At 53.2% G+C, this 19,627-nt stretch carries 20 protein-coding genes and 1 tRNA gene; 15 read left to right on the forward strand and 6 right to left on the reverse strand.

Features of this window, described 5'->3' with window-relative positions:
* The 6 genes from ABGT74_RS07455 to ABGT74_RS07480 form a co-directional block, all read left to right on the forward strand.
* On the forward strand, window positions 1–696 hold a 696-nt coding region (locus ABGT74_RS07455), incomplete at its 5' end, for an IMP cyclohydrolase (protein ID WP_346705060.1).
* A complete protein-coding gene (locus tag ABGT74_RS07460; protein WP_346705061.1) occupies window positions 693–1,868 on the forward strand; it encodes a phosphoribosylaminoimidazolecarboxamide formyltransferase in 1,176 nt (391 codons plus the stop codon). The genes ABGT74_RS07455 and ABGT74_RS07460, both read left to right, overlap by 4 nt.
* A gap of 32 nt (window positions 1,869–1,900) precedes the next feature.
* The gene (locus ABGT74_RS07465) at window positions 1,901–2,452 is read left to right on the forward strand and encodes a hypothetical protein (protein WP_346705062.1); all 552 of its coding nucleotides are present in this window, start codon (window positions 1,901–1,903) and stop codon (window positions 2,450–2,452) included.
* Window positions 2,449–2,988, forward strand: coding sequence for a hypothetical protein (locus ABGT74_RS07470; protein WP_346705063.1), 540 nt, complete (start codon window positions 2,449–2,451; stop codon window positions 2,986–2,988). The genes ABGT74_RS07465 and ABGT74_RS07470 overlap by 4 nt, the downstream gene beginning before the upstream one ends.
* Complete coding sequence (gene purD / locus ABGT74_RS07475; protein WP_346705064.1) at window positions 2,985–4,241, forward strand: phosphoribosylamine--glycine ligase; 1,257 nt, start codon at window positions 2,985–2,987, stop codon at window positions 4,239–4,241. The genes ABGT74_RS07470 and purD overlap by 4 nt, the downstream gene beginning before the upstream one ends.
* Window positions 4,238–4,762 (forward strand): hypothetical protein, encoded by a 525-nt coding sequence (locus ABGT74_RS07480; RefSeq protein WP_297282342.1) that lies wholly within the window; start codon window positions 4,238–4,240, stop codon window positions 4,760–4,762. Before purD ends, ABGT74_RS07480 begins: the two co-directional genes overlap by 4 nt.
* 97 nt (window positions 4,763–4,859) lie before the next feature.
* On the opposite strand, the gene glgB is transcribed toward ABGT74_RS07480, so the two are convergent.
* On the reverse strand, window positions 4,860–6,629 hold the full coding sequence (glgB, locus tag ABGT74_RS07485; protein WP_346705065.1) for a 1,4-alpha-glucan branching protein GlgB: 1,770 nt from the start codon (window positions 6,627–6,629) through the stop codon (window positions 4,860–4,862).
* Between the two features lie 232 nt (window positions 6,630–6,861).
* Here glgB and ABGT74_RS07490 point away from each other — a divergent pair, with 232 nt between their 5' ends.
* Window positions 6,862–7,419 (forward strand): RNA polymerase sigma factor, encoded by a 558-nt coding sequence (locus tag ABGT74_RS07490; RefSeq protein ID WP_346705066.1) that lies wholly within the window; start codon window positions 6,862–6,864, stop codon window positions 7,417–7,419.
* Window positions 7,412–8,191 carry a hypothetical protein gene (locus ABGT74_RS07495; protein WP_346705067.1) on the forward strand — a complete coding sequence of 260 codons (780 nt, stop codon included), beginning with the start codon at window positions 7,412–7,414 and terminating at the stop codon, window positions 8,189–8,191. The genes ABGT74_RS07490 and ABGT74_RS07495 overlap by 8 nt, the downstream gene beginning before the upstream one ends.
* Before the next feature lie 78 nt (window positions 8,192–8,269).
* Here ABGT74_RS07495 and ABGT74_RS07500 read toward each other — a convergent pair whose 3' ends face one another.
* Window positions 8,270–8,494: a hypothetical protein gene (locus ABGT74_RS07500; RefSeq protein WP_297282346.1), complete on the reverse strand. Its 225-nt coding sequence runs from the start codon at window positions 8,492–8,494 to the stop codon at window positions 8,270–8,272.
* Window positions 8,495–8,575: 81 nt separating this feature from the next.
* On the opposite strand from ABGT74_RS07500, the gene rlmD reads away from it, so the two are divergent.
* Window positions 8,576–9,934, forward strand: coding sequence for a 23S rRNA (uracil(1939)-C(5))-methyltransferase RlmD (gene rlmD, locus ABGT74_RS07505; protein ID WP_346705068.1), 1,359 nt, complete (start codon window positions 8,576–8,578; stop codon window positions 9,932–9,934).
* Window positions 9,935–10,325: 391 nt separating this feature from the next.
* Entirely contained in the window at window positions 10,326–12,482 is a 2,157-nt protein-coding gene (locus tag ABGT74_RS07510; protein ID WP_346705069.1) for an EAL domain-containing protein, read from the forward strand.
* A gap of 73 nt (window positions 12,483–12,555) precedes the next feature.
* On the opposite strand, the gene ABGT74_RS07515 is transcribed toward ABGT74_RS07510, so the two are convergent.
* A complete protein-coding gene (locus ABGT74_RS07515) occupies window positions 12,556–13,281 on the reverse strand; it encodes an MgtC/SapB family protein (RefSeq protein ID WP_346705070.1) in 726 nt (241 codons plus the stop codon).
* A gap of 201 nt (window positions 13,282–13,482) precedes the next feature.
* Here ABGT74_RS07515 and ABGT74_RS07520 point away from each other — a divergent pair, with 201 nt between their 5' ends.
* The 3 genes from ABGT74_RS07520 (at window position 13,483) to trxA (ending at window position 15,295) form a co-directional block, all read left to right on the forward strand.
* The gene (locus ABGT74_RS07520) at window positions 13,483–14,382 is read left to right on the forward strand and encodes a LysR family transcriptional regulator (protein WP_346705071.1); all 900 of its coding nucleotides are present in this window, start codon (window positions 13,483–13,485) and stop codon (window positions 14,380–14,382) included.
* 77 nt (window positions 14,383–14,459) lie between these two features.
* A complete protein-coding gene (locus tag ABGT74_RS07525; protein WP_297282351.1) occupies window positions 14,460–14,843 on the forward strand; it encodes a DUF3783 domain-containing protein in 384 nt (127 codons plus the stop codon).
* 146 nt (window positions 14,844–14,989) lie between these two features.
* Window positions 14,990–15,295 carry a thioredoxin gene (gene trxA / locus ABGT74_RS07530; RefSeq protein WP_346705072.1) on the forward strand — a complete coding sequence of 102 codons (306 nt, stop codon included), beginning with the start codon at window positions 14,990–14,992 and terminating at the stop codon, window positions 15,293–15,295.
* Between the two features lie 46 nt (window positions 15,296–15,341).
* Here trxA and ABGT74_RS07535 read toward each other — a convergent pair whose 3' ends face one another.
* Both ABGT74_RS07535 and ABGT74_RS07540 read right to left on the reverse strand, forming a co-directional pair.
* Window positions 15,342–16,202 (reverse strand): NAD(P)/FAD-dependent oxidoreductase, encoded by an 861-nt coding sequence (locus ABGT74_RS07535; protein WP_346705073.1) that lies wholly within the window; start codon window positions 16,200–16,202, stop codon window positions 15,342–15,344.
* Window positions 16,203–16,218: 16 nt separating this feature from the next.
* Window positions 16,219–17,064, reverse strand: a complete 846-nt coding sequence (locus tag ABGT74_RS07540; RefSeq protein WP_346705074.1) for an aminotransferase class IV — start codon at window positions 17,062–17,064, stop codon at window positions 16,219–16,221.
* A 111-nt stretch (window positions 17,065–17,175) separates the two neighbouring features.
* Here ABGT74_RS07540 and ABGT74_RS07545 point away from each other — a divergent pair, with 111 nt between their 5' ends.
* Together ABGT74_RS07545 and ABGT74_RS07550 are read left to right on the forward strand one after the other, a co-directional pair.
* Window positions 17,176–17,760, forward strand: coding sequence for an epoxyqueuosine reductase QueH (locus tag ABGT74_RS07545; RefSeq protein WP_297282354.1), 585 nt, complete (start codon window positions 17,176–17,178; stop codon window positions 17,758–17,760).
* A gap of 14 nt (window positions 17,761–17,774) precedes the next feature.
* Window positions 17,775–17,851: transfer RNA gene (locus ABGT74_RS07550), tRNA-Arg, on the forward strand.
* A 140-nt stretch (window positions 17,852–17,991) separates the two neighbouring features.
* Here the strand turns inward: ABGT74_RS07550 and ABGT74_RS07555 are convergent.
* Window positions 17,992–19,371, reverse strand: a complete 1,380-nt coding sequence (locus ABGT74_RS07555; protein ID WP_346705075.1) for a tyrosine-type recombinase/integrase — start codon at window positions 19,369–19,371, stop codon at window positions 17,992–17,994.
* Between the last annotated feature and the right edge of the window lie 256 nt (window positions 19,372–19,627).

The following is a 19,627-nucleotide window of genomic DNA, read 5'->3' on the forward strand; positions in this document are numbered from 1 at the left end:
GAGCTGATGAGCAATGCGTATCCGGGCCGCGGCATCATCTTTGGCCGCACGCTGGATAACAAGCAGAACGTGGTGGCTTATTTTATCATGGGCCGTTCGGAGAACAGCCGCAACCGCGTGTTTGTGGAGACCGAGGACGGTATCTGCACGCAGGCTTACGATCCGTCCAAGATGACCGACCCGTCGCTTATTATTTACCATCCGGTGCGTCAGTGCGGCGGCAAGCTGGTTGTCACCAACGGCGACCAGACCGACACGATCTGCGAGTATTTGAAGGACGGCAAGAGCTATATCGACGCGCTGCGTACCCGTCAGTTTGAGCCTGACCCGCCGAACTACACCTCACGCATTTCGGGCGTGATCAATGAGGACGGCTCGTACAGCCTGTCGATTCTCAAGAACTTTACGTCCGACCGCACCTCCAACAAGCGCTTTTTCTATGAGTACGATAAGCCGGTACCGGGTCTGGGCCATTTTATTCACACCTATCAGTGTGACGGTGACCCGCTGCCGCCGTTCCGCGGAGAACCTAAGTGCATCCGCATTGAAAAGCCGATTAAGCAGTTTACCGAAATGCTTTGGTCGAGCATGAACGAGCAAAATAAGGTTGCGCTGTTTGTGCGCTATATTGATCTGGAAACCGGCGCATACTGGCAGGAGATCCGCAACAAGCATGAGGAGGGCAAGGACGCATGAACGAACTCGCACTCAAATACGGCTGCAACCCCAATCAGAAGCCCGCACGCATTTTCATGACCGAGGGTGAACTGCCGATCGAGGTTTTGAACGGCAAACCGGGTTATATCAACTTCTGTGATGCGTTCAATTCGTGGCAGTTGGTTAAGGCACTCAAGAAGGCGACTGGTATGCCGGCGGCTGCATCTTTTAAGCATGTGTCGCCCGCAGGTGCGGCACTTGGTAAGCCGCTGACCGAAGTCGAAAAGCAGATGTACTTCGTGGAAGCCGATCACGAGTTGTCTTCCATCGCGTGCGCTTATATCCGCGCGCGTGGCGCGGATCGTCTGTGCTCTTACGGCGACTGGGCAGCGCTCTCCGACGTATGCGATGCGGATACCGCAGCTTATCTTGCGCACGAGGTGTCCGACGGCATCATCGCGCCTGGCTACACGGATGAGGCACTCGAAATCCTCAAAACCAAGCGCAAGGGTGGTTATAACGTCGTCAAGATCGACCCGGATTATGAGCCGAAGCCGATCGAACAGCGCGATATTTTCGGCATCCGCTTTGAGCAGGGCTACAACGACTATGAGATCAATGAGAGCCTGCTGAACAACATTGTGACAGAAAACAAGGAGCTGCCCGAGAGCGCAAAGCATGACATGATTCTGTCGCTCATCACGCTCAAGTATACGCAGTCCAACTCGGTCTGCTATGTCAAGGACGGCATGACCATCGGCGTGGGCGCGGGTCAGCAGAGCCGCATCCACTGCACGCGTCTTGCTGGTAATAAGGCGAACAACTGGTTCCTGCGGCAGCATCCCAAGGTGCTCGGTTTGCAGTTTGTGGACGGCATCCGCCGTCCCGACCGCGACAACGCGATCGACGTGTATATCTCGGACGAGTACGAGGACGTGCTGGCGGACGGCGTTTGGCAGAACACCTTCAAGGTCAAGCCGGAAGTGCTGACCGCCGAGGAAAAGAAGGCATGGATTGCAAAGAATACGGGCGTAACGGTTGGCTCGGACGCGTTCTTCCCGTTTGGCGACAATGTTGAGCGTGCGCGAAAGTCGGGCGTGCAGTATATCGTGCAGCCGGGCGGCTCGATCCGTGATGACAACGTCATTGACACAGCCAACAAGTACGGCATTGTTATGGCGTTTACCGGTATGCGCCTGTTCCACCATTGATGCGGCAAAACGCCGCATCGGCGGCGAATTGGGTGCTGATCGCGTTCGTGGTGCAAGTTGCCGCAGCGTTCAGCCCGACCCTGCTCGGTGAGACTGCTGAGCTGGTGCTGTTGGCGGCCAGCTATCTGATGAACGGCTGGGCTGCATGGCGGCTTCGCTGTCCTGTCGCGCTGGGCGCGGCGCTCGTCGGCTGTGCGCTGGCGTTGCTGCTGCCGAATGGCACCAATCCTGCTTGGATTGGCAATATGCTGGTCAATCTGTTGTTTTTGCTGATTTACTTGCCTATGCAGCGCGGTTTTGACCAAAAGTTTCGCGCTCTGGATGCGTCTGAGCAGACACTGCGCATCGGACGGACGTGGTCGTTGTTCACGCTGGTTCAGCGAGGAGCTTCCATGATGGGCTTTTTGCCGTTGTTTGTCGGCCAGGCGGAACTGTCAGCCGCACAAGGCGCATACACGACGCTGTTTACCGTACAGGTTGTGATGGAGATGGTTGCGCTGCTGGCGGCAATCGTGTCTTATATTTGGATGGTGCGTTATCTGTGGCGTGCCAGAACGCTGCTGAAAGAGCAGGTGGAGGAATGAAACTGATCCGCGGCTATTATGCCTATCTGGCGATTGCGGGCGGTCTGCTGCTTGGATTGGCGCTACAGGACAATTGGATGCTTCAAATCATGGGCTATGCGCTCATTTCTGCGGGCGCGCTGTCTTTGCAGCAGGTGTCGCGCTGGTTTTTGCGCGCGAGCATTGCGGCGGATGTGTGCATCGGTTTTGAAGTGGTCTGTGGGCCAGCAGTGCTGCCGCCGGGACTGTTGCGCATGGTGCTAGAATATGCGTCGCTCGTGCCGCTGCTGCTGACAGGCTGCATGCTGCTGATGGCGTATCAGGCACAGATGCGTGCGGCAGAACGTGGCACTATCATCGAATGGGTGATTTTTGCTGTATGGAGCGCAGGCTTTATCCTGACGCTGCTCATGGCGCCCGGCTGGCTGAACGATATGGCGCTGTCGCTGACCGTTACGGCGGTCAATACGTTGACGGTGCTTGGGTACATTGCGCTGCTGGTGGATACATTCCGCGCGCAGAAAGAATACATCCGTACGGAGGGAGAAAAACCATGAAAGTAATGGTGATCGGCGGCGGCGGGCGAGAGCACGCCATCGTGCACACATTGAAGAAAAGCCCTAAGGTTGACCATATCTGGTGCGCGCCGGGCAACGGCGGCATCGCGCAGGAAGCGGAGTGCGTTGACATCAAGGCGACCGATATTGACGGCGTGGTGGCCTTTGCGAAAGAGCATCAGCCCGACCTTGTGATGGTCGCGCCGGACGATCCGCTGGCGCTTGGCATGGTGGATGCGCTGGAAGAAGCGGGTATCCGTGCGTTTGGCCCGCGCAAAAACGCGGCCGTGATCGAAGGCTCCAAGTCCTTTGCTAAAGAGCTGATGAAAAAGTATGGCATCCCGACCGCGGGCTATGCCGTTTTCGAGGATTCTGCGGCGGCAATTGCCTATATCAAGGAGCAGGGGGCGCCGATCGTTGTCAAGGCGGACGGCTTGGCACTCGGCAAGGGCGTCACGGTCGCCATGACCGAGGAAGACGCCATCGCGGCGGTTAAAGACGCGATCGACGGCGGTGCGTTCGGCGGCGCGGGTGCGCGCGTCGTCATTGAGGAATACCTGACCGGGCCGGAGGTGTCCGTGCTGGCGTTTGTCGATGGCAAGAACCTCAAAACCATGCCGTCGGCACAAGATCATAAACGTGCCTATGACCACGATGAAGGCCCGAACACGGGCGGTATGGGCGCATTCTCGCCTTCGTGGTTCTATACTGACGAGATTGCACAGACCTGCATGGAGACCATTTTTAAGCCCACTGTGGCTGCTATGACGCAGGAGGGACGTCCGTTCAAAGGCGTGCTGTACTTCGGTTTGATGCTGACGCCCAAGGGACCCAAGGTGATCGAGTATAACGCGCGCTTCGGTGATCCGGAGACGCAGGCGGTACTGTCTCGTCTGGAAACCGACCTGTTTGATATTTTCAATGCGGTTATTGACGAGAAGCTGGACGAAATTGACATCCAGTGGGCGGATAATGCAGCCTGCTGCGTGTGCATGGCGTCGGGCGGTTACCCGAAAGCTTATGAAAAGGGCAAGGTCATCACCGGGTTGGACGATGTGACCGATTCGTTTGTGTTCCATGCGGGCACGGTTGTCAAGGATGGCGCGTTCGTCACGAGCGGCGGCCGTGTGCTTGGCGTGACCGCGACTGCCGCCACGCTCGATGAAGCAATTGCGAAAGCATATGCGGATGTCAAGAAGATTCATTTTGACAAAGCACATTACCGTACAGATATTGGAGTGAAAAAGGGATGAAGATCGAACAACAAGAGCAGATCCTCGGCTGCATGGCAGAGGTGCTGAACCAGAATGGGTTTCGCGCTGAGGTGATGCGCAAGGAGGGGGCGCCCACGCTGTTACGCTGCGAAGCGATGCGGCAGGGCAAGGTTGCCAAGGATGTGGTGATTGAGGCGTGCTTTATTCCGCTTCAGCTGCCGAGCGAGGACAGCGGCTTGCTGCAATTTTTCGTCACCCTGTTTCAGGGTGCACCGGATACCAATGCAAACCAGCTGCGCCGTGCATGCGCATATTGCAACGACTTCTGTGCGCTCGGTGCGTTCGGTTTTTACGAGCAGGCAGGGCAGATTTATCTCAAGCATAACACGCTGCTCGATGGCTCGCTGGAGCTTGAGAAGATCATCCCCTTTGTGGCCGATAATATCTCGGTGCTGCTGGCAGCGGTGGGTCGGTTTATCGATGGACTGGCGCAGATCGCTTATGCGGGCATGACGCTGGATGCTGTCATCGATCAAGAGCTGTTCCCGAAAATTGGATAACGCCTTTGTTTGTAAGGTAGGCTTTGCAAACGAGACATAACAAAAACAGGCCGCTTGTGCGGCCTGTTTTCTGTTTTATGCGCACTCTATGGAAAATTTATTCTTCGCTGATTTTGAGCAGAATAGAGCTGAATTTGACGAGTTTGACTGATAATTTGTCTAAATTTCCATTAAATGAATGGGTGGTCTCTTTTGCGGTACCACCGAAGCGCTCCCAGTCGGTGTGCAGCAGCACGGAGCAGTCAGACGAGGGGAGCGGGAAATCGTATGGCTCGTCCGAGAAGTTGCAGACGGCGATCAGCCGCTCGTTTGCACTGCGTCTCTCCCATGCAAATACGCAGGGCGCGTCTGGATCGACCGGCAGCCATCGGAAGCTGTCCGGGGCATAGTCTGCATGCAGGGCAGGGTGTTCGCAGTATGCTTTGCTGAGCGCACGGAAGAACGTGTGGAATGGGCCGTCAGCATAAGACCAGTCCAGTTCGGCGGCTTCGCTCCATTCGACGCGCAAGCCAAGTTCGTTGCCCATGAAGTTCAGCTTTTTACCGGGATGTGCAAACATGTAGAGGTAGAACGCCCGCGCTTGCGCATATTTATCGGTCAGGTCTGCACCCCACATCTTCTGGACAATGGCGGCTTTGCCGTGCACGACTTCATCATGTGAAAGCGGCAAAAGATACTGTTCATTCGGAAAATATTCCATCGAAAACAGCAGTTGACCGCGCCGCTCGGCGCGTTCGTCTGGCGGAGTTTGCATATAGGTGAGTGTGTCGTGCATCCAGCCCAGATCCCACTTATAGTCAAAGCCCAGCCCACCCTCGGATACGGGACGGGTCACGCCCGGGAACGCGGTCGAGTCCTCTGCAATCAGTAGGGCGGAGGGATGGCGCGCTTTCAGGCCGGCGTTCATATTTTTCAGGAAATCCAGCGTGTCGCCGTTTACACCGCGTGCAGGATCACCCTGCCAGTAAATCAAGCGGCTGACCGCGTCCATACGCAGACCGTCGAAGTGGAACTGCTCCAGCCAATAGTCGGCGGCAGATTGCAAAAAGCAGCGCACTTCGCGGCGCGAGTGGATGAAATTGCAACTGCCCCATTCACTTTCGCCTACATCCGGGTGAGGATATTCATAGAGCGGCGTACCGTCAAACAAGGCAAGACCATAGCTGTCAATTGCAAAGTGGACAGGCACAAAATCCATGATTGTGCCGATGCCTGCATGATGCAGTCGGTCAATGAGCATTTTCAGCTGGGCGGGCGTGCCGTAGCGCGAGGTGGGCGCAAAAAAACCGGTATTTTGATAGCCCCACGAGCCGTCAAACGGGTGCTCAGACAGCGGCAAAAACTCGACATGGGTAAAACCGTTGTCCAGCAGGTAGGGGATCAGCAGATCGGCAATCTCGTCATAGCGGTACCAGCCGTTTTCGTCCGTGGGATTGCGTTTCCACGAGCCAAGATGCAGTTCATAGATGTTCAGCGGCGCGTCAGGCACAGCCGTGCGCGCGGACATCCACTCTGTGTCGGTGAACGAATATTCGTTAGGGTCGGTGATGACAGAGCAGCAGCCCGGACGCAGTTCCATCGCGAAGCCGTAAGGGTCGCAGTGTTCGATAACCGTGCCGCTGTGGGTGTAGATCCGGTATTTGTAGAACTGTCCTGGCTGCGCATTCGGTACGGAAACCGACCAGAAACCGGTTCGACCGTCCTGTGTCAGATCGTCCTCTTTCCAGTCGTTAAATGCACCAGTAACGGTTATTCTCGTAGAATTTGGTGCAAAAACACGAAAAATGACCGAGTGATCGTTAATGTGTGCGCCAAACCAGCGCCAAGCGTCAAACACTTGACCGGAAAAAAATAACTGCTTGTCCATCAAGGCTTCCCTCCTCATACCGTTTGGAGTATAGTAACAGTATAGGGGAGGACCTTGCAAAACACAACCGCCAAAGTAGGGGAGATTTGTTCAATATTTTCTGAACCGAATGCGGCTGGGCAGGCTCTTATATTCGGAAGCCTTCCAAACAGGCGGCAAAAAATTTTTGAACCAAATTGCCGTTTCGATGCTCTTATAGACAGGTGCACCAAAAACGCAAAGGAGCAAAGCTATGACTGATGAAGAACTCGTCCGCCGGATGCAGCAAGGCGATATGCAGGCGTTCGACGAGCTGTATGCGCGATATAAGAATGACGCTTATCGCGTGGCTTGCCTGATCACCGGCAGCCGTGCGGACGGCGAAGATTTGACGCAGGAGGCGTTTGTAACCTGCGTGCAGTCGATCGGGGCGCTGCGGGACGGAGCCAAGTTCCGACCGTGGCTGCTCCGGACGCTGACGCGCGCCGCATGGAAATATTGCCGGAAGTCCAGACGCGAAACACCGGTTTCCAAGTTTTTTGAGACCGGTGAGGGCGAGAGCGCGCTGTCCGCGGTGCTGCGGACAGACGAGCAGCGGCGGCTGTATCAAGCCATGTATGCGCTGGACGAAAAGCGCCGCACCGTGCTGGTGCTGTACTACTTCGACAACCGCCCGGTCAAAGAGATTGCGCGCACACTCGGCGTAACCGAAGGGACGGTCAAATCCCGCCTGTTTTCCGCCCGCCGCCATCTGCGGCAGGCGCTGACCGAAAAAGAGGGAAAGCCAGAGGAGGCTGTGACACATGGATGAAATGAAAATGGAACGCGAGATGCAGACGATGCTGCACCAGTGTGCAGAAGGGCTAGAGGCTCCGGACAAACTCAAAGCCCGTATTGACTTTGCGCTGAAAAACAGCGTGAAACCGAGTAAGGTACGCCGCCCGTTTACCAAACGTCTGGCAGCGGTCGCGTTGGTGGCAGCGGTGGCTGTTACCGGCGCAGTAGCTGGCAGTGGAGTAACGGGATGGTATTCCAACACTTGGCTAGATCAGAATTGGAAGGACTTTTCGCAGACGGCGGAATATGTGCAGGAGCATGTTCCGGGTGCAAAATATGTGGAGTCTTTCTCGAACGGCTATACGTTTGACAAGGGCTATGAAAACACGGTGGATAAGCGAGATGACAGTGGCAATACACTGGGCAGCTTTACCGAGGTAATGTTGAACTATGAAAAAAACGGAGCGAAAGTGACACTGGGAGCGGAGCCCGTACAGGAAGAGGGACAGTATACTTCGCCGTATGACACAGTGCGCACGGTGGGCGACATAGAGGTACACTACCGGGCCATGAAGAATATCACCTTGCCGCCGGATGGCAGCATCCAGCCAACAGAAGAGGAGCAGGCAGCATTTGAGCGCGGCGAAATCAATATTGCGTATGGCTCGTCTGCGCGCGAGGAGCATACGTTCTACAGCGTGTCATGGATCGAGAATGGCATTTCCTATTCGATCTATACGATGGATCCGTGCGGTTTGACAGAGGATGATTTCTTCCAAATGGCACAGGAGATTATCGAGTCTTAAACGGAGAAAAAAGACGGATATAGTTTAAAAACAGAACAAAAAGCAGAAAAGCGTCCAACTGGACGCTTTTTCGCTTTTTCAGTATCGATCGCAGTAGCCCTCGCCGCCATTCGCCAGCGACTTGAGCGCTTGCTCGGTGCGGGTGTCTGGATCGTCCGAGGCGCAAATCGCATCGGTCAGCGTTTCGCGAGACTCTTGCGGCAGTGTGAAGAACCGCTCCATCGCGCGCGTATCGTGCCCCATGGCATTGAGAAAAGAAAAAGGCACATCGGCGGATACTTGCTTGCGCTTGTCCTCTCTCATCTTGACCGCTCCTTTCCGATTGCAGTATGTGCCGCATGCGTGATATAATACAGATATATATCGTAAAAGGAGCGCCACAAAATGGAGCTTATCAAAAATAAAATTTATCGCTGTCAAATCGTGGATTACACTGCGGACGGGACTGGACTTGCCAAAATTGACGGCCGCGCAGTGTTTGTGCCGCGCACGGCGGTAGGAGACCAGTGCGACGTGCGCATTGTGAAAGTGACCAAAAACGTCGCGTACGGACGGCTGGAAAGGCTGATCGTGCCGTCAGGTGCGCGGATTGAGCCAGCCTGCCCGGTTGCGGATAAGTGCGGCGGTTGCTGCTATCAGCATATCACCTATGAGGAGGAGCTGCGCGCCAAAGAGAAAAAGGTGCGCGATGCGCTCACTCGCATCGGTGCGCAGGACGGCGCGTTGCTGGCGGGCATCACAGGTGCGCCCACGACGGAGCATTACCGCAATAAGGCGCAGTATCCCGTTGGTCGGGATACGGACGGCAATATTGTCACCGGATTTTACCGGCCGCGCAGCCATGATATTGTGCCGGTTGACCGGTGTTTGATCCAGTCTGAGACAGCTGACCGCATTGCCACTGCGGTGCGGCAGTGGATGCAGGAATTTGACGTGCCGCCGTATGATTATATGGCCAAACGCGGTGCTGTTCGGCATATTTACGTCCGTGTGGGCGAGAAGAGCGGTGAAAGCCAGCTGACATTGATTGCTGCGACGCGCAAAATGCCCGCGCTGGATGAATTGGTGCACCGCTTGCGAGAGGTTGAGACGTCATTGACTGGTATTTTGATCAACCATAATCAGCGAGGCGATAATGTGATCCTTGGCGACCGCACGGACGTGCTGTGGGGTGAGCCGATGCTGGAGGATCGGCTGTGCGGGCATTCTTTTCTGCTCTCGCCCGAAGCATTTTATCAGGTCAACCATGCACAGGCGGAGCGACTGTATGCCTGTGCGGTAGAGTTTGCTGGGCTGACGGGTGAAGAAACCGTTATTGATTTGTACTGCGGTGCAGGAACGATTACGCTGACACTCGCGGAGCGGGCAAAGACGGTGATCGGTGTGGAAATCGTGCCCGAGGCGGTGGAAAATGCACGGCAGAACGCGACGCGCAACGGTATGGATAATGTGGAATTTCTGTGTGCGGATGCAGGACAGGCAGCACGGGAGTTTGCCGCACGCGGCGTTTCGCCGGATGTGCTGGTGGTCGATCCGCCACGCAAGGGTTTGGACGAGCAGACGCGTGACGCGATTTTGAAGATGAAGCCACCGCGTGTGGTTTATGTGTCGTGCGATCCAGCTACTCTTGCGCGTGACGTGCGTGAGCTGACCGGTGCAGGGTATCAGCTGATGCGTGCGCAGGCATTTGATCTGTTTCCGAGAACGGGACATGTGGAGACGGTTGCCTTACTTTGTACGTGAGAAATCGACCCCGAAAAATATGGGCGTGTTTTGCAGAGACGATAAAATCTAACCAATTTTGAGAAAAAACCGCAGATTTACAAAATAATACATATATTTTTTAATTAGTATATAAAAATCTGTTTTTTTGTGCTATACTGATAAAAAGAAGTCTTGATCTGGGAGAAAAACCTAGTCTGCCAAATCAGAGGATATCTTTTGATCCTTGTTCCATTCGCTTTGGAGGCATGCACACATCAACGCAACCATTCCAAACAGATAGGCAGATGAGGTTATGGGTGAAAAAAAGATTCGTGCACGGCTGCGTAGGCTGATTATTCTTTTTCTAATAATGTGTATTGCTATTTATGGAGTATTGCGCTATATATCCCATGAAGTGGGTGAGTTGTATTTGACTTCCATCCATGATAGATTGGAAGAGCAGGCCATTCAGTATGAAAATTCTTTTTATTTCAAGCTGGATGCAGACATGTTGACTTTGCGTGCTATGGCTGGAATGCTGCAGGATCACCCGGAGCAGGATGCCCAGACATTGCTGATGGGGTTACAGGAGGCAAATAATGCCTCACAGTTTGTGTGCTTGGGGTATTTCCAAGAGGATGGCAGCGGATTCCGTATTTCTCCAGAGGCGGAGGGCGTTGTATCGGTTTCTTTGCCTAAGCTTCCGCAGGAATTGCAGGATGTGGTGGCGCTGGCTTGGTCCGGCGCCAGTTCTTATTCGCAGGCATTTTATGATACCCATTTGCGCAGCAAAGTGCTGGCAAGCGCAACGCCGGTCTATGCGGACGGGGAGATTTGCGGGGTGCTTGTCTCGACGGTGGAAGGCGATGTATATGCGGAAGTTCTATCTTCCATTAAGGCGATCAGTCCATCGGGCACTGCTGCGATCATTTACGAAAATGGCAACGTAGTGGCTTCCACCAGAACCTATCGGACAAACGGATTCTATAATCTGTTTGATTCGCCTTATATCACTGAGGATATCAAAGGCCAGTATGAAGCGGCCTTATTAGGCTCGAATACGAGCTTTTTCCAGTTTGATTATGATGGAGTTGAGTACTACAGTTGTGTTCTGCCCATGGACACTTTCTTGGGGGCGAGTATTGTCATTACCGATACGGACCACGGGGGCAGCAACTCCGTCAGTGATATTGCCCGACTCGCTTACACAGTCGTGTTCTTGTTTGCGCTGGTTTCTGTATGCTTTATGTTGGCAGCTCTGTGGCTGCTCCAGAAATACCGCAGCAGCTTGTCCAATATTGCTTATCATGACAGGCTGACAGGCGCTTATAACAAAAACAAGTTTCTTCAGCTGCTAGGAGAGAAGCTGGACCAAACGGAGCCGTGCACTGTGGTGGCGATCAACATTCGGAAATTTAAATTCCGCAATGAATTGTTTGGCACTTCGGATTCGGATGTGCTGTTGCAGCATATGTGCGCGATTCTGCAGGGCGAAATTCACGATGGCGAGTTTTTGTGCCGCGATACGGCAGACCGATTTCTTTTGTGCCTGCAAGAGCTGGAGGAGAAAGCGGTGGAGTGCCGCCTGCAGCCTCTGTTTGCCCGGATGAGCCAGATGGCAGACACCATGCACCCCAATTACCCGCTGTACCTTTACTGCGGATGTGCTTCCAGTGAAGACTGTACTGGAGATGACCCGCAGGAAGAACTGATGAGCCATGTTATGATGGCGTTAGCGGAAGCCAAACAGGGACAGCGCACCACGATTTCGTTTTATGATGCTCAGCTTCATAAGCAGGAAAAATTACAAACTTACATCGAAAATCATATGGAGCAGGCGCTGGAGGACGGTGCGTTCAAACTGTTCTTGCAGCCTAAAATTTGTTTGAAAGACGGGACGTTGGGGGGCGCTGAGGCGCTGGTGCGCTGGATCACCAATGGCATCCAGACCTTTTTCCCCGATCAGTTCATTCCGCTTTTTGAACACAACGGTTTCTGTATTCAACTGGATTATTATATGGTAGAGCAGGCTTGCAGACAAATCAGGACTTGGCTGGATGAAGGTTTGCCGTTGGTTCCGATTTCAGTCAACCAGACCAGGCTATTGTTCCATCAGGTCGGGTATCCCCAGCGGTTACGGGAAATCGCAGCAAAGTACGAGGTTTCTCCTAGCTGGATTACACTGGAAATCCTAGAGGGATTGACACTGGAGGATGTGGAGTTGGTCAAGCAATCCATGGCGGAGCTGCATAGCTATGGCTTCCGTATTTCTATGGATGACTTTGGAACCGGATATTCTTCCCTGAATACGCTCGGCTCGCTCCATATTGACGAGCTCAAGCTGGATCGCTCCTTTATGGTGCAGGCAAAGCAGAATAAAGAAGGGAATCACAGAAAGATTCTGGCCGCAATCATTACCATGTCGAAAAACATGGATATGGATATTGTGGCAGAAGGCGTCGAAACAGCAGATAGTGAGCAGATGCTCAAAGAACTTTCTTGTGATTTTGGACAAGGTTACTATTACAGTAAGCCTATCCCAGCCGCAGAGTTTCGGCAGATATATTTGAGCAAACAGAGCACTTAACTCGAACAGAAAAAGATAACCGGTCGGTAGCAAACGCTGCCGGCCGGTTGTGTTTATGTGAACATGTGGTAGGTTATGCTTCCGGTAAGCAATTAACACTGGATACCTCGTGATCTTCGAGGAGATACTTCATGCCTCGCATAATTGCGTCGTGCGAGGCGCGCAAGACTACGTCATAGCAGGCGCTGCCATCGTCTTGACGGGTAACGGTGCTTTGCAGAAGCTGGATTTTGTGTTCGGCAATAAAGTCGGCAAAGCGGGTTGGAAATTCACCGCTGCCGGTAACGATAAATTGCAGATGGCTGGTTTGACTGGGTTCAGCGTTGATGACGATATGGTGCATGCAGATTTGCAGCACTGCCACAACGATTGTGGTGAAAATACCCACAACAAACATACCGGAGCCGATGGCTAGGCCGATTCCAGCGGTGGCCCAGATACCGGCAGCGGTCGTCAAGCCTTTGATGGTGTTGCCGTGCTTGAAAATGACGCCTGCGCCAAGAAAGCTGATGCCGCTGACAACCTGTGCGGCAACGCGGGCGGGATCGGCGCCGCGTGTGCCGTTGAACACCTCACCAGTGGCGCTGGTTAGGTCAGCAAAGCCGTATTTGGAGACAATCATCAGCAGCGCGGCGGCACAGCAGACGATCACATGCGTGCGGATACCCGCCTCTTTCAGGCGGCGGCTGCGTTCAAAACCGATGCAGGCGCCGCACAGGCAAGCGACCAGAATGCGGATGAAGAAGTCCAGTTCCTGCTGGGCAGAAAATTGACTGTTGAGGTATGTGGTGAGTGTCATTGATATGTAGCTCCTTATCAAAGATAATGTGTTTGCGTGCAGAAGTCAGCGGGTGGGATGCATTCTGGTGATGAGAGGAACGCTTCCGCGCCTCTTGATTTTTTGCTCCGAATTTTGTATAGTAATTATACGCAAGAAAAGTTATAATGTAAAATTAGAATTCTCTTGCCTATATATAATATTTTATTATAGGAGGCCGCTATGCTTGATCCCAAGATTTACTCTCTTTTGCAAGTTTACGAGTGTGGAAGCTTCATGGCGGCAGCCAGAAAACTGTCGATCACCCAGCCTGCGGTCAGCCACCACATTAAGGCGCTGGAGCAGGAATTGCATGTTACGATTTTCGATCGTCGCAATGGAAAAGTCGTTTTGACGCGCGAAGGCGAAGAAGTCATCAAATGCGCAAAGAAAATGCAGGGTCTGTATCAAAATTTGCGGCAGGACCTGCGGGATAGCAAAAAGCTGGTTTCCCATCTGACCATTGGCGTAACGCACACAGCGGAAAGCAATCCAATTGCAGAGGCGTTAGCAAATTACGGTGCGCAAAACGATCATATCATGATTAAAATGATTACGGGTACTATAAAAAATCTTTATAGTAAGCTCAAGACATATGAAATTGATCTGGCCATTGTGGAAGGCCGCATTGCTGATCCGGGCATCCGTTATCTGCTGATGGATACCGACTATCTGGTGCTTGCGGTGTCGGTCAACCATCCTTACGCAAAGCGGGGGATGATTACACTATCCGAACTGAAAAAGGAACGTATGATTTTGCGCTTGCCCAACTCCGGTACACGCAATCTGTTCACGGCGCATTTGGAAAGCAACAATATGAGCCTGAGCGAGTTCAATGTGATTCTGGAACTGGATAACATAGCGACCATCAAGGATTTGATCCGGCGCGATCTGGGCGTGTCCATCCTGCCGAAAAGCGTATGTCTGGATGAGCTGAAAAAGAAAAAAATCGTTGTATTGCCGGTCGAGAATCTCAGCATGGTACGCGAGATTAACATCGCGTACCAAAGCGATTTTACACAGATGGACGTGCTGCATGACATCGTCAAATCCTATCGTGAAACGCTGCGGCATTATCAATGATTGGAGTTATAGCGATGGATTTTGATGAGAAATCGTCGGCAGAATGATTTGAAAGGAAAGCAAAGGAGGAAGTTACGATGGCAGTATCTCGCGAAACTGTGCTGTTTTATGAACCGGAGGGTGGGGCGCAGGGCGCGCTGCTCAAATCCATTCTGGTGCGCATGGGCGTGCGTATCAAAAATGTCTCAGCGGAAGCGGTGGGGCAGACAATTGGTTGTCTGCTGGGCCGCAAGGGATTTGACGCGCGGGAAAATCCGGAAGCACCTGTGCTGGCGGAGCCGGTGCTGGTGATGGATGGATTTACCGATAAACGGTTGGAAATTTTGCTGCGGGAGATGAAAAAAAGCGGCGTTTCCATACCATACAAGGCGATTGTGACCGAAACCAATCTGGGCTGGCTGTTCCATCAGCTCTATGATGAGCTGGCTGAGGAGCACAAAGCCATGCAGCAGGCAAAATAAATGTTTTCTTTTTGCGGAAACCTGTTATAATAAGAGTGATCCGGTGTACGTTTGACAAAAAATGAGCCCGGAGGATGCCGTGCGTAGCCCGCGGTCAGATACATGCCGATGCGCACGGAGCAAACAGAGAAAAGGAGTGTCTAAATATGGAAGTTTTAACGATTACCAAAGATAATTTTGAAAATGAAGTGCTGAATTCGGATCAGCCGGTGCTGCTCGATTTTTGGGCAAGCTGGTGCGGCCCCTGCCGTATGGTTTCTCCGATCGTGGACGAGATCGCGGAAGAGCGGACCGATATTAAGGTTGGCAAGATCAATGTCGACGAGCAGGGAGAGCTGGCGCAGCAGTTTGGTGTGATGAGCATTCCGACGCTGGTCGTGATGAAGAACGGCCAGATCGCAAACAAGGCGGTCGGTGCTATGCCCAAGGAGAATATCCTCGCGCTGCTGTAAGCAAAAAGAAAAACGGAAGCGGGTTTCGCTTCCGTTTTTTGATATTTTACGCTTTGCGAACGTATTTGATGGCGCTCAGCGCAGCCTGTGCGCCGTCTGAGACGGCTTTGGCTACTTGCAACAGCCCACCGGTGCAGTCGCCTGCGGCAAACAGGCCGGGAACGGCGGTTGCGCCGTCTTGTGTGGCCTGAATTCTATTCCCGTCCAGTTGTGCGCCCAACTTGCGGGCAAAATCGCTGCTGCCCGCAGTGCCATAAGCGATGAATACGCCGTCGACGGCAAGTGGGTCACCGGACTTGAACGTTACGCGCGCGACCTTGTCCTCGCCTTCGACTGCCGAGACCGGACGTTCATCCACAAGCAGACCTTCCGGCAGATCATTGGGTGCGGGAGCGCCGCTCGTCAGCAGCGTGACCGACGCTGCGACTGGCAGCAAGGTGCGCGCTTCTTCGAGTGCGTATTCGCCTTCACCCAACACCGCAACGGCCTTGCCGCGGTAGAAAAACGCGTCGCAAATCGCGCAGTAGCTGACACCGCGCCCTTCCAATTCCCGCACGCCCGGGATCGGGGGCGTGGCGCGTGGCGCACCGGTTGCGAGAATGACTGCGTCCACAGCGAACGTGCCTTGGGTCGTTTTGACGGTAAAGCCCTTTTTTGCGTACTCCACACCGGTGACCTCGGTCTGGATCAGCTGTGCGCCCAGACGCTCCGCCTGTGCGCGCCCGCGCGCAAGTAGCTCGGGCCCGGAAATCACATCGACAAAGCCGAAATAGTTTTCGATTTTATCGGTCTTTTCCAGTGCACCGCCGTCTTTATAAGCAACAATAGTCTGGATACCGGCGCGTGCCGCGTAAATGGCAGCGCTTAGTCCGGCGGGACCGCTGCCGATGATAAGAATAGATGGCATGGCTTGCTTCCTTTCGTTATTTCTCGGTTTCCTGCATGAACCAGTCTTGGTAAGCTTGCTGCAACCGATCCAATAAGGCGGTGGCCTTGCCGCCGACCGGTTTTTCATCCACATGGCTGACTGAGATACAATGCGAGCCGGTGGATAGAATCATAATTTCATCTGCCTGCATGAGTTCGTCTACCGTGAACGGTGCGATGCGTGAGGGGATACCGAGTTTTTCGCATAATTGCAAAAAGTGCATCCGTGTGATACTGGGCAGGATGAGTTCATCTGTCGGGGGCGTGCAGAACACACCATCTTTCAGAATCGCAAGGCCAGAGTGTGCACCCTCGGTCACACGGTCGCCGCGATGGAAAACCACTTCATCGCAGCCTGCTTCCACCGCACGCTGCATCGCCATGCAGTTGGGGATTAGGTTGAGCGTTTTGATATTGCAGTGGAAAAAGCGCGTATCTTCGACCGTGATGAGCTTGTAAGGCTTATCGTGTCGGTCGAGCCCGCATGGTTCGGAGAACGCCATCAAGCTGGCCTTTGCGTCTTTGGGGAAGGCGTGCATGCGGTGCGCAACAGCGCGTGTCGACTGCCAGTAGAGCATGTGCGGATCGTCCGAATCCAAGCGGCTGACCAGATCATTCAGCACAGCCGAAAGGGCATCGCGCTCCATCGGCGGATCAATACGCAGCAGCTTCAGGCTGTTATAAAAGCGGTCGAGATGGTCGGAAAGCGCAAAGATTTTCTTGTTGCGCACCATGGCTGCGTCGTATACGCCGTCACCGAAATAGAAACCGCGGTCAGTGATTGGAGCCTTGACCTCGTCAATCGGGCCGATGATACCATTATAATAGGCAATATCTTTCATAAGGTGGATACCTCCTTATATTTATAGCTTGGTTTCAGTATAGCGGTTTCGGACAGGCTTTGCAAGAGCTGGAAAATGTGATAAAATAACAAATCAGGAGAGTGATTTTTGATGAAAACGCTGCTGCATATCTGCTGTGCGCCGTGTTCCATTGCTTGCATTGACACGCTGCGGCAGGAGGGCATCGAACCGGTGGGATTCTGGTACAACCCGAACATCCATCCGTTTACAGAATATAAGATGCGTAAAAATACGCTGGTAGAATACGCAAAAAGCATTGACCTTAGGTTGGAGATTGAAAACGAATATGGTCTGCGTCGCTTCATTGAGGGAGTATACCCGAATTTCGATAACCGCTGCGCGTTTTGCTATACGCTGCGGTTTGAGGAGACTGCACGGTATGCTGCGGAACACGGGTTTGACCAGTTTACTTCGACGCTGTTTGTCAGCCCATATCAAAACCATGCACTGATGCGCGAGGTCGCTGAGCGCGCGGCGGAAAAGTACGGTGTTTCGTATCTGCACCGCGACTTTTCGCCGCGATTCCGCGAAGGACAGGACAAGGCACGTGAATTGGGGCTGTATATGCAGAAATACTGCGGCTGCATCTTTTCTGAGGAGGACAGGTATAAGAAACGGCCGAAAAAGAAAAAGACCGAGGAGAATGCTTTACAAACGGGACAGGAAATGGTATAATACCTTTTGTACCCGCGCCCGTAGCTCAGCTGGATAGAGCGTTGGACTCCGACTCCAAAGGCCGTGCGTTCGAATCGCATCGGGCGTACCAGAAAAGCCGCTTGTTCGTAAGAACAGGCGGCCTTTTTGCAACTTTTCTACACGTTTTATTTTTGGGATAAATCACTTTGGTGTTTATTTGGTGTTTATAGGACTAAAAATCAGGCGTTCCCGCTGATGGGAACGCCTTTTTTATGCCTGCTTTCTGACGGGGTGAAGAATGTCCTGTAAGGCTTCGGCGGCGGCTTGATCGGCTGACTTGATCGCGTGCGCATAGATTTTGCTGGTGGTGGTTGTGTTGGCATGACCCAGCCGAGCGGCAACAGTTGTCAGATTTGTTCCTGCTGCAATAAGCAGTGTTGCGTTAGTATGCCGCAGTGAGTGAACGTGAATAGGCGGCAAACCGTTCTTTGTAACAAACTTGTGAAACCATGCTGTGATAACATCCGGGCGAATGGGTGCGCCATTCCACGCGGTAAACAGGCGGTCGTTGTCTTGCCACTGATCACCCAGCCGCAGCCGTTCTTTTGCTTGTTCCGCACGCCAGATGCGCAGCATAGCTATTACATCGTCCGAAACCTTCATGCAGCGTTCGGAAGTCTCGTTTTTGGTTTCGTCCTCGAATACACCTTTGCCGGATAGGTACAAGGACGAGCGCCGCACGGAAATAACCGCCCGCTCGAAATCAATATCCTTCCATTCCAGCCCGCACAGCTCGCCGCGCCGCATTCCGGTATAAAGCAGCATCTTAACAATGACCTGATGCTGCAGGCTTTCACCCTCCAAGGCTTGCAGCAGCTGTGCCGCTTGATCTTCGTCCAGATAGACTGCTTCTTTCCGTTTGTTTTTTGGCAGTACAACGCGGCTACACGGATTGGAAAAGATAAGTTGCCATTTAACTGCAGTGGACAGCATGGAGGAAATAAGCCTGTGGTGGTGCAGAATGGTGCTGACCGCGAGCGTGTCTTTGCCCTCTGCTGGGCGGAATACCTTGTCGAGCGGGAGCTTCAAGGTGCTGGTGATCTTGTGGGCACTGGTGGCACTGACCTTGTCGCCGCGGGTCATACTGTCCAGCACATAAACAGAAAGATTGGCCTGCTTGGCAAACTCCCGCTTGGTCATGCCACGGCTTTTTAGCAGTGCTTTGAAATCTACGGTGCTTTGGTATCGCGTATCTTCCCGCACGCCGGTTTCTGCAAGGTTATTGTAGAACTGCATGAGGTGATGCGGTTGCAGCTTGTCAAGCCGGATATGACCAATGGCGGCATTGATGCGCGGCATCAGTACATGATAACGGGCAACCGTGGTCGGCCGGAGCTGCTTTTCGGCATAGTCCTTGAACCATCGCTCGGCAAAGTCGGCGAACTTGATATTGCCGTCCAGCACTTGGCCGGTACGGCATCGCTCCTCGAATAGTACGGCCTGCCGATCAAGCTCCTTTTCGGTATGGCGCTTTGTCATGCCCTCGGGCGGTGCCCATGTCATGGTGCGGCGGAGCTGCTTGCCGTTCAGGTCATACCCACAGGATACCGTGATGCGGTAGCTGTTGCCGCGCTTTGTGATTGTGGCCATGCGTTACACCCTCCTCCCTAAGTCGGTCAAAAAGTTCTCATTTCAGCTCTTTTCAAATTCGCTGCGGCTTGGCGAGACGGATGATGGAAAAAGCAAAATCTCACGCCATACACGCCGCAGTTCGGCATTTTGCGAAAAATTAAACCGAAAAATTATCTCGATATTTTGCGGGTTGATGGATATTTCAGAACCGAAAAGAAAAGTTCGGATTTTTATGATTTGCATGGTACCGAACTGCCCGCACGGAATTTGCGGG

This window comes from uncultured Agathobaculum sp. (genome assembly GCF_963927765.1).
In the GTDB taxonomy this organism is placed as follows: domain Bacteria; phylum Bacillota; class Clostridia; order Oscillospirales; family Butyricicoccaceae; genus Agathobaculum.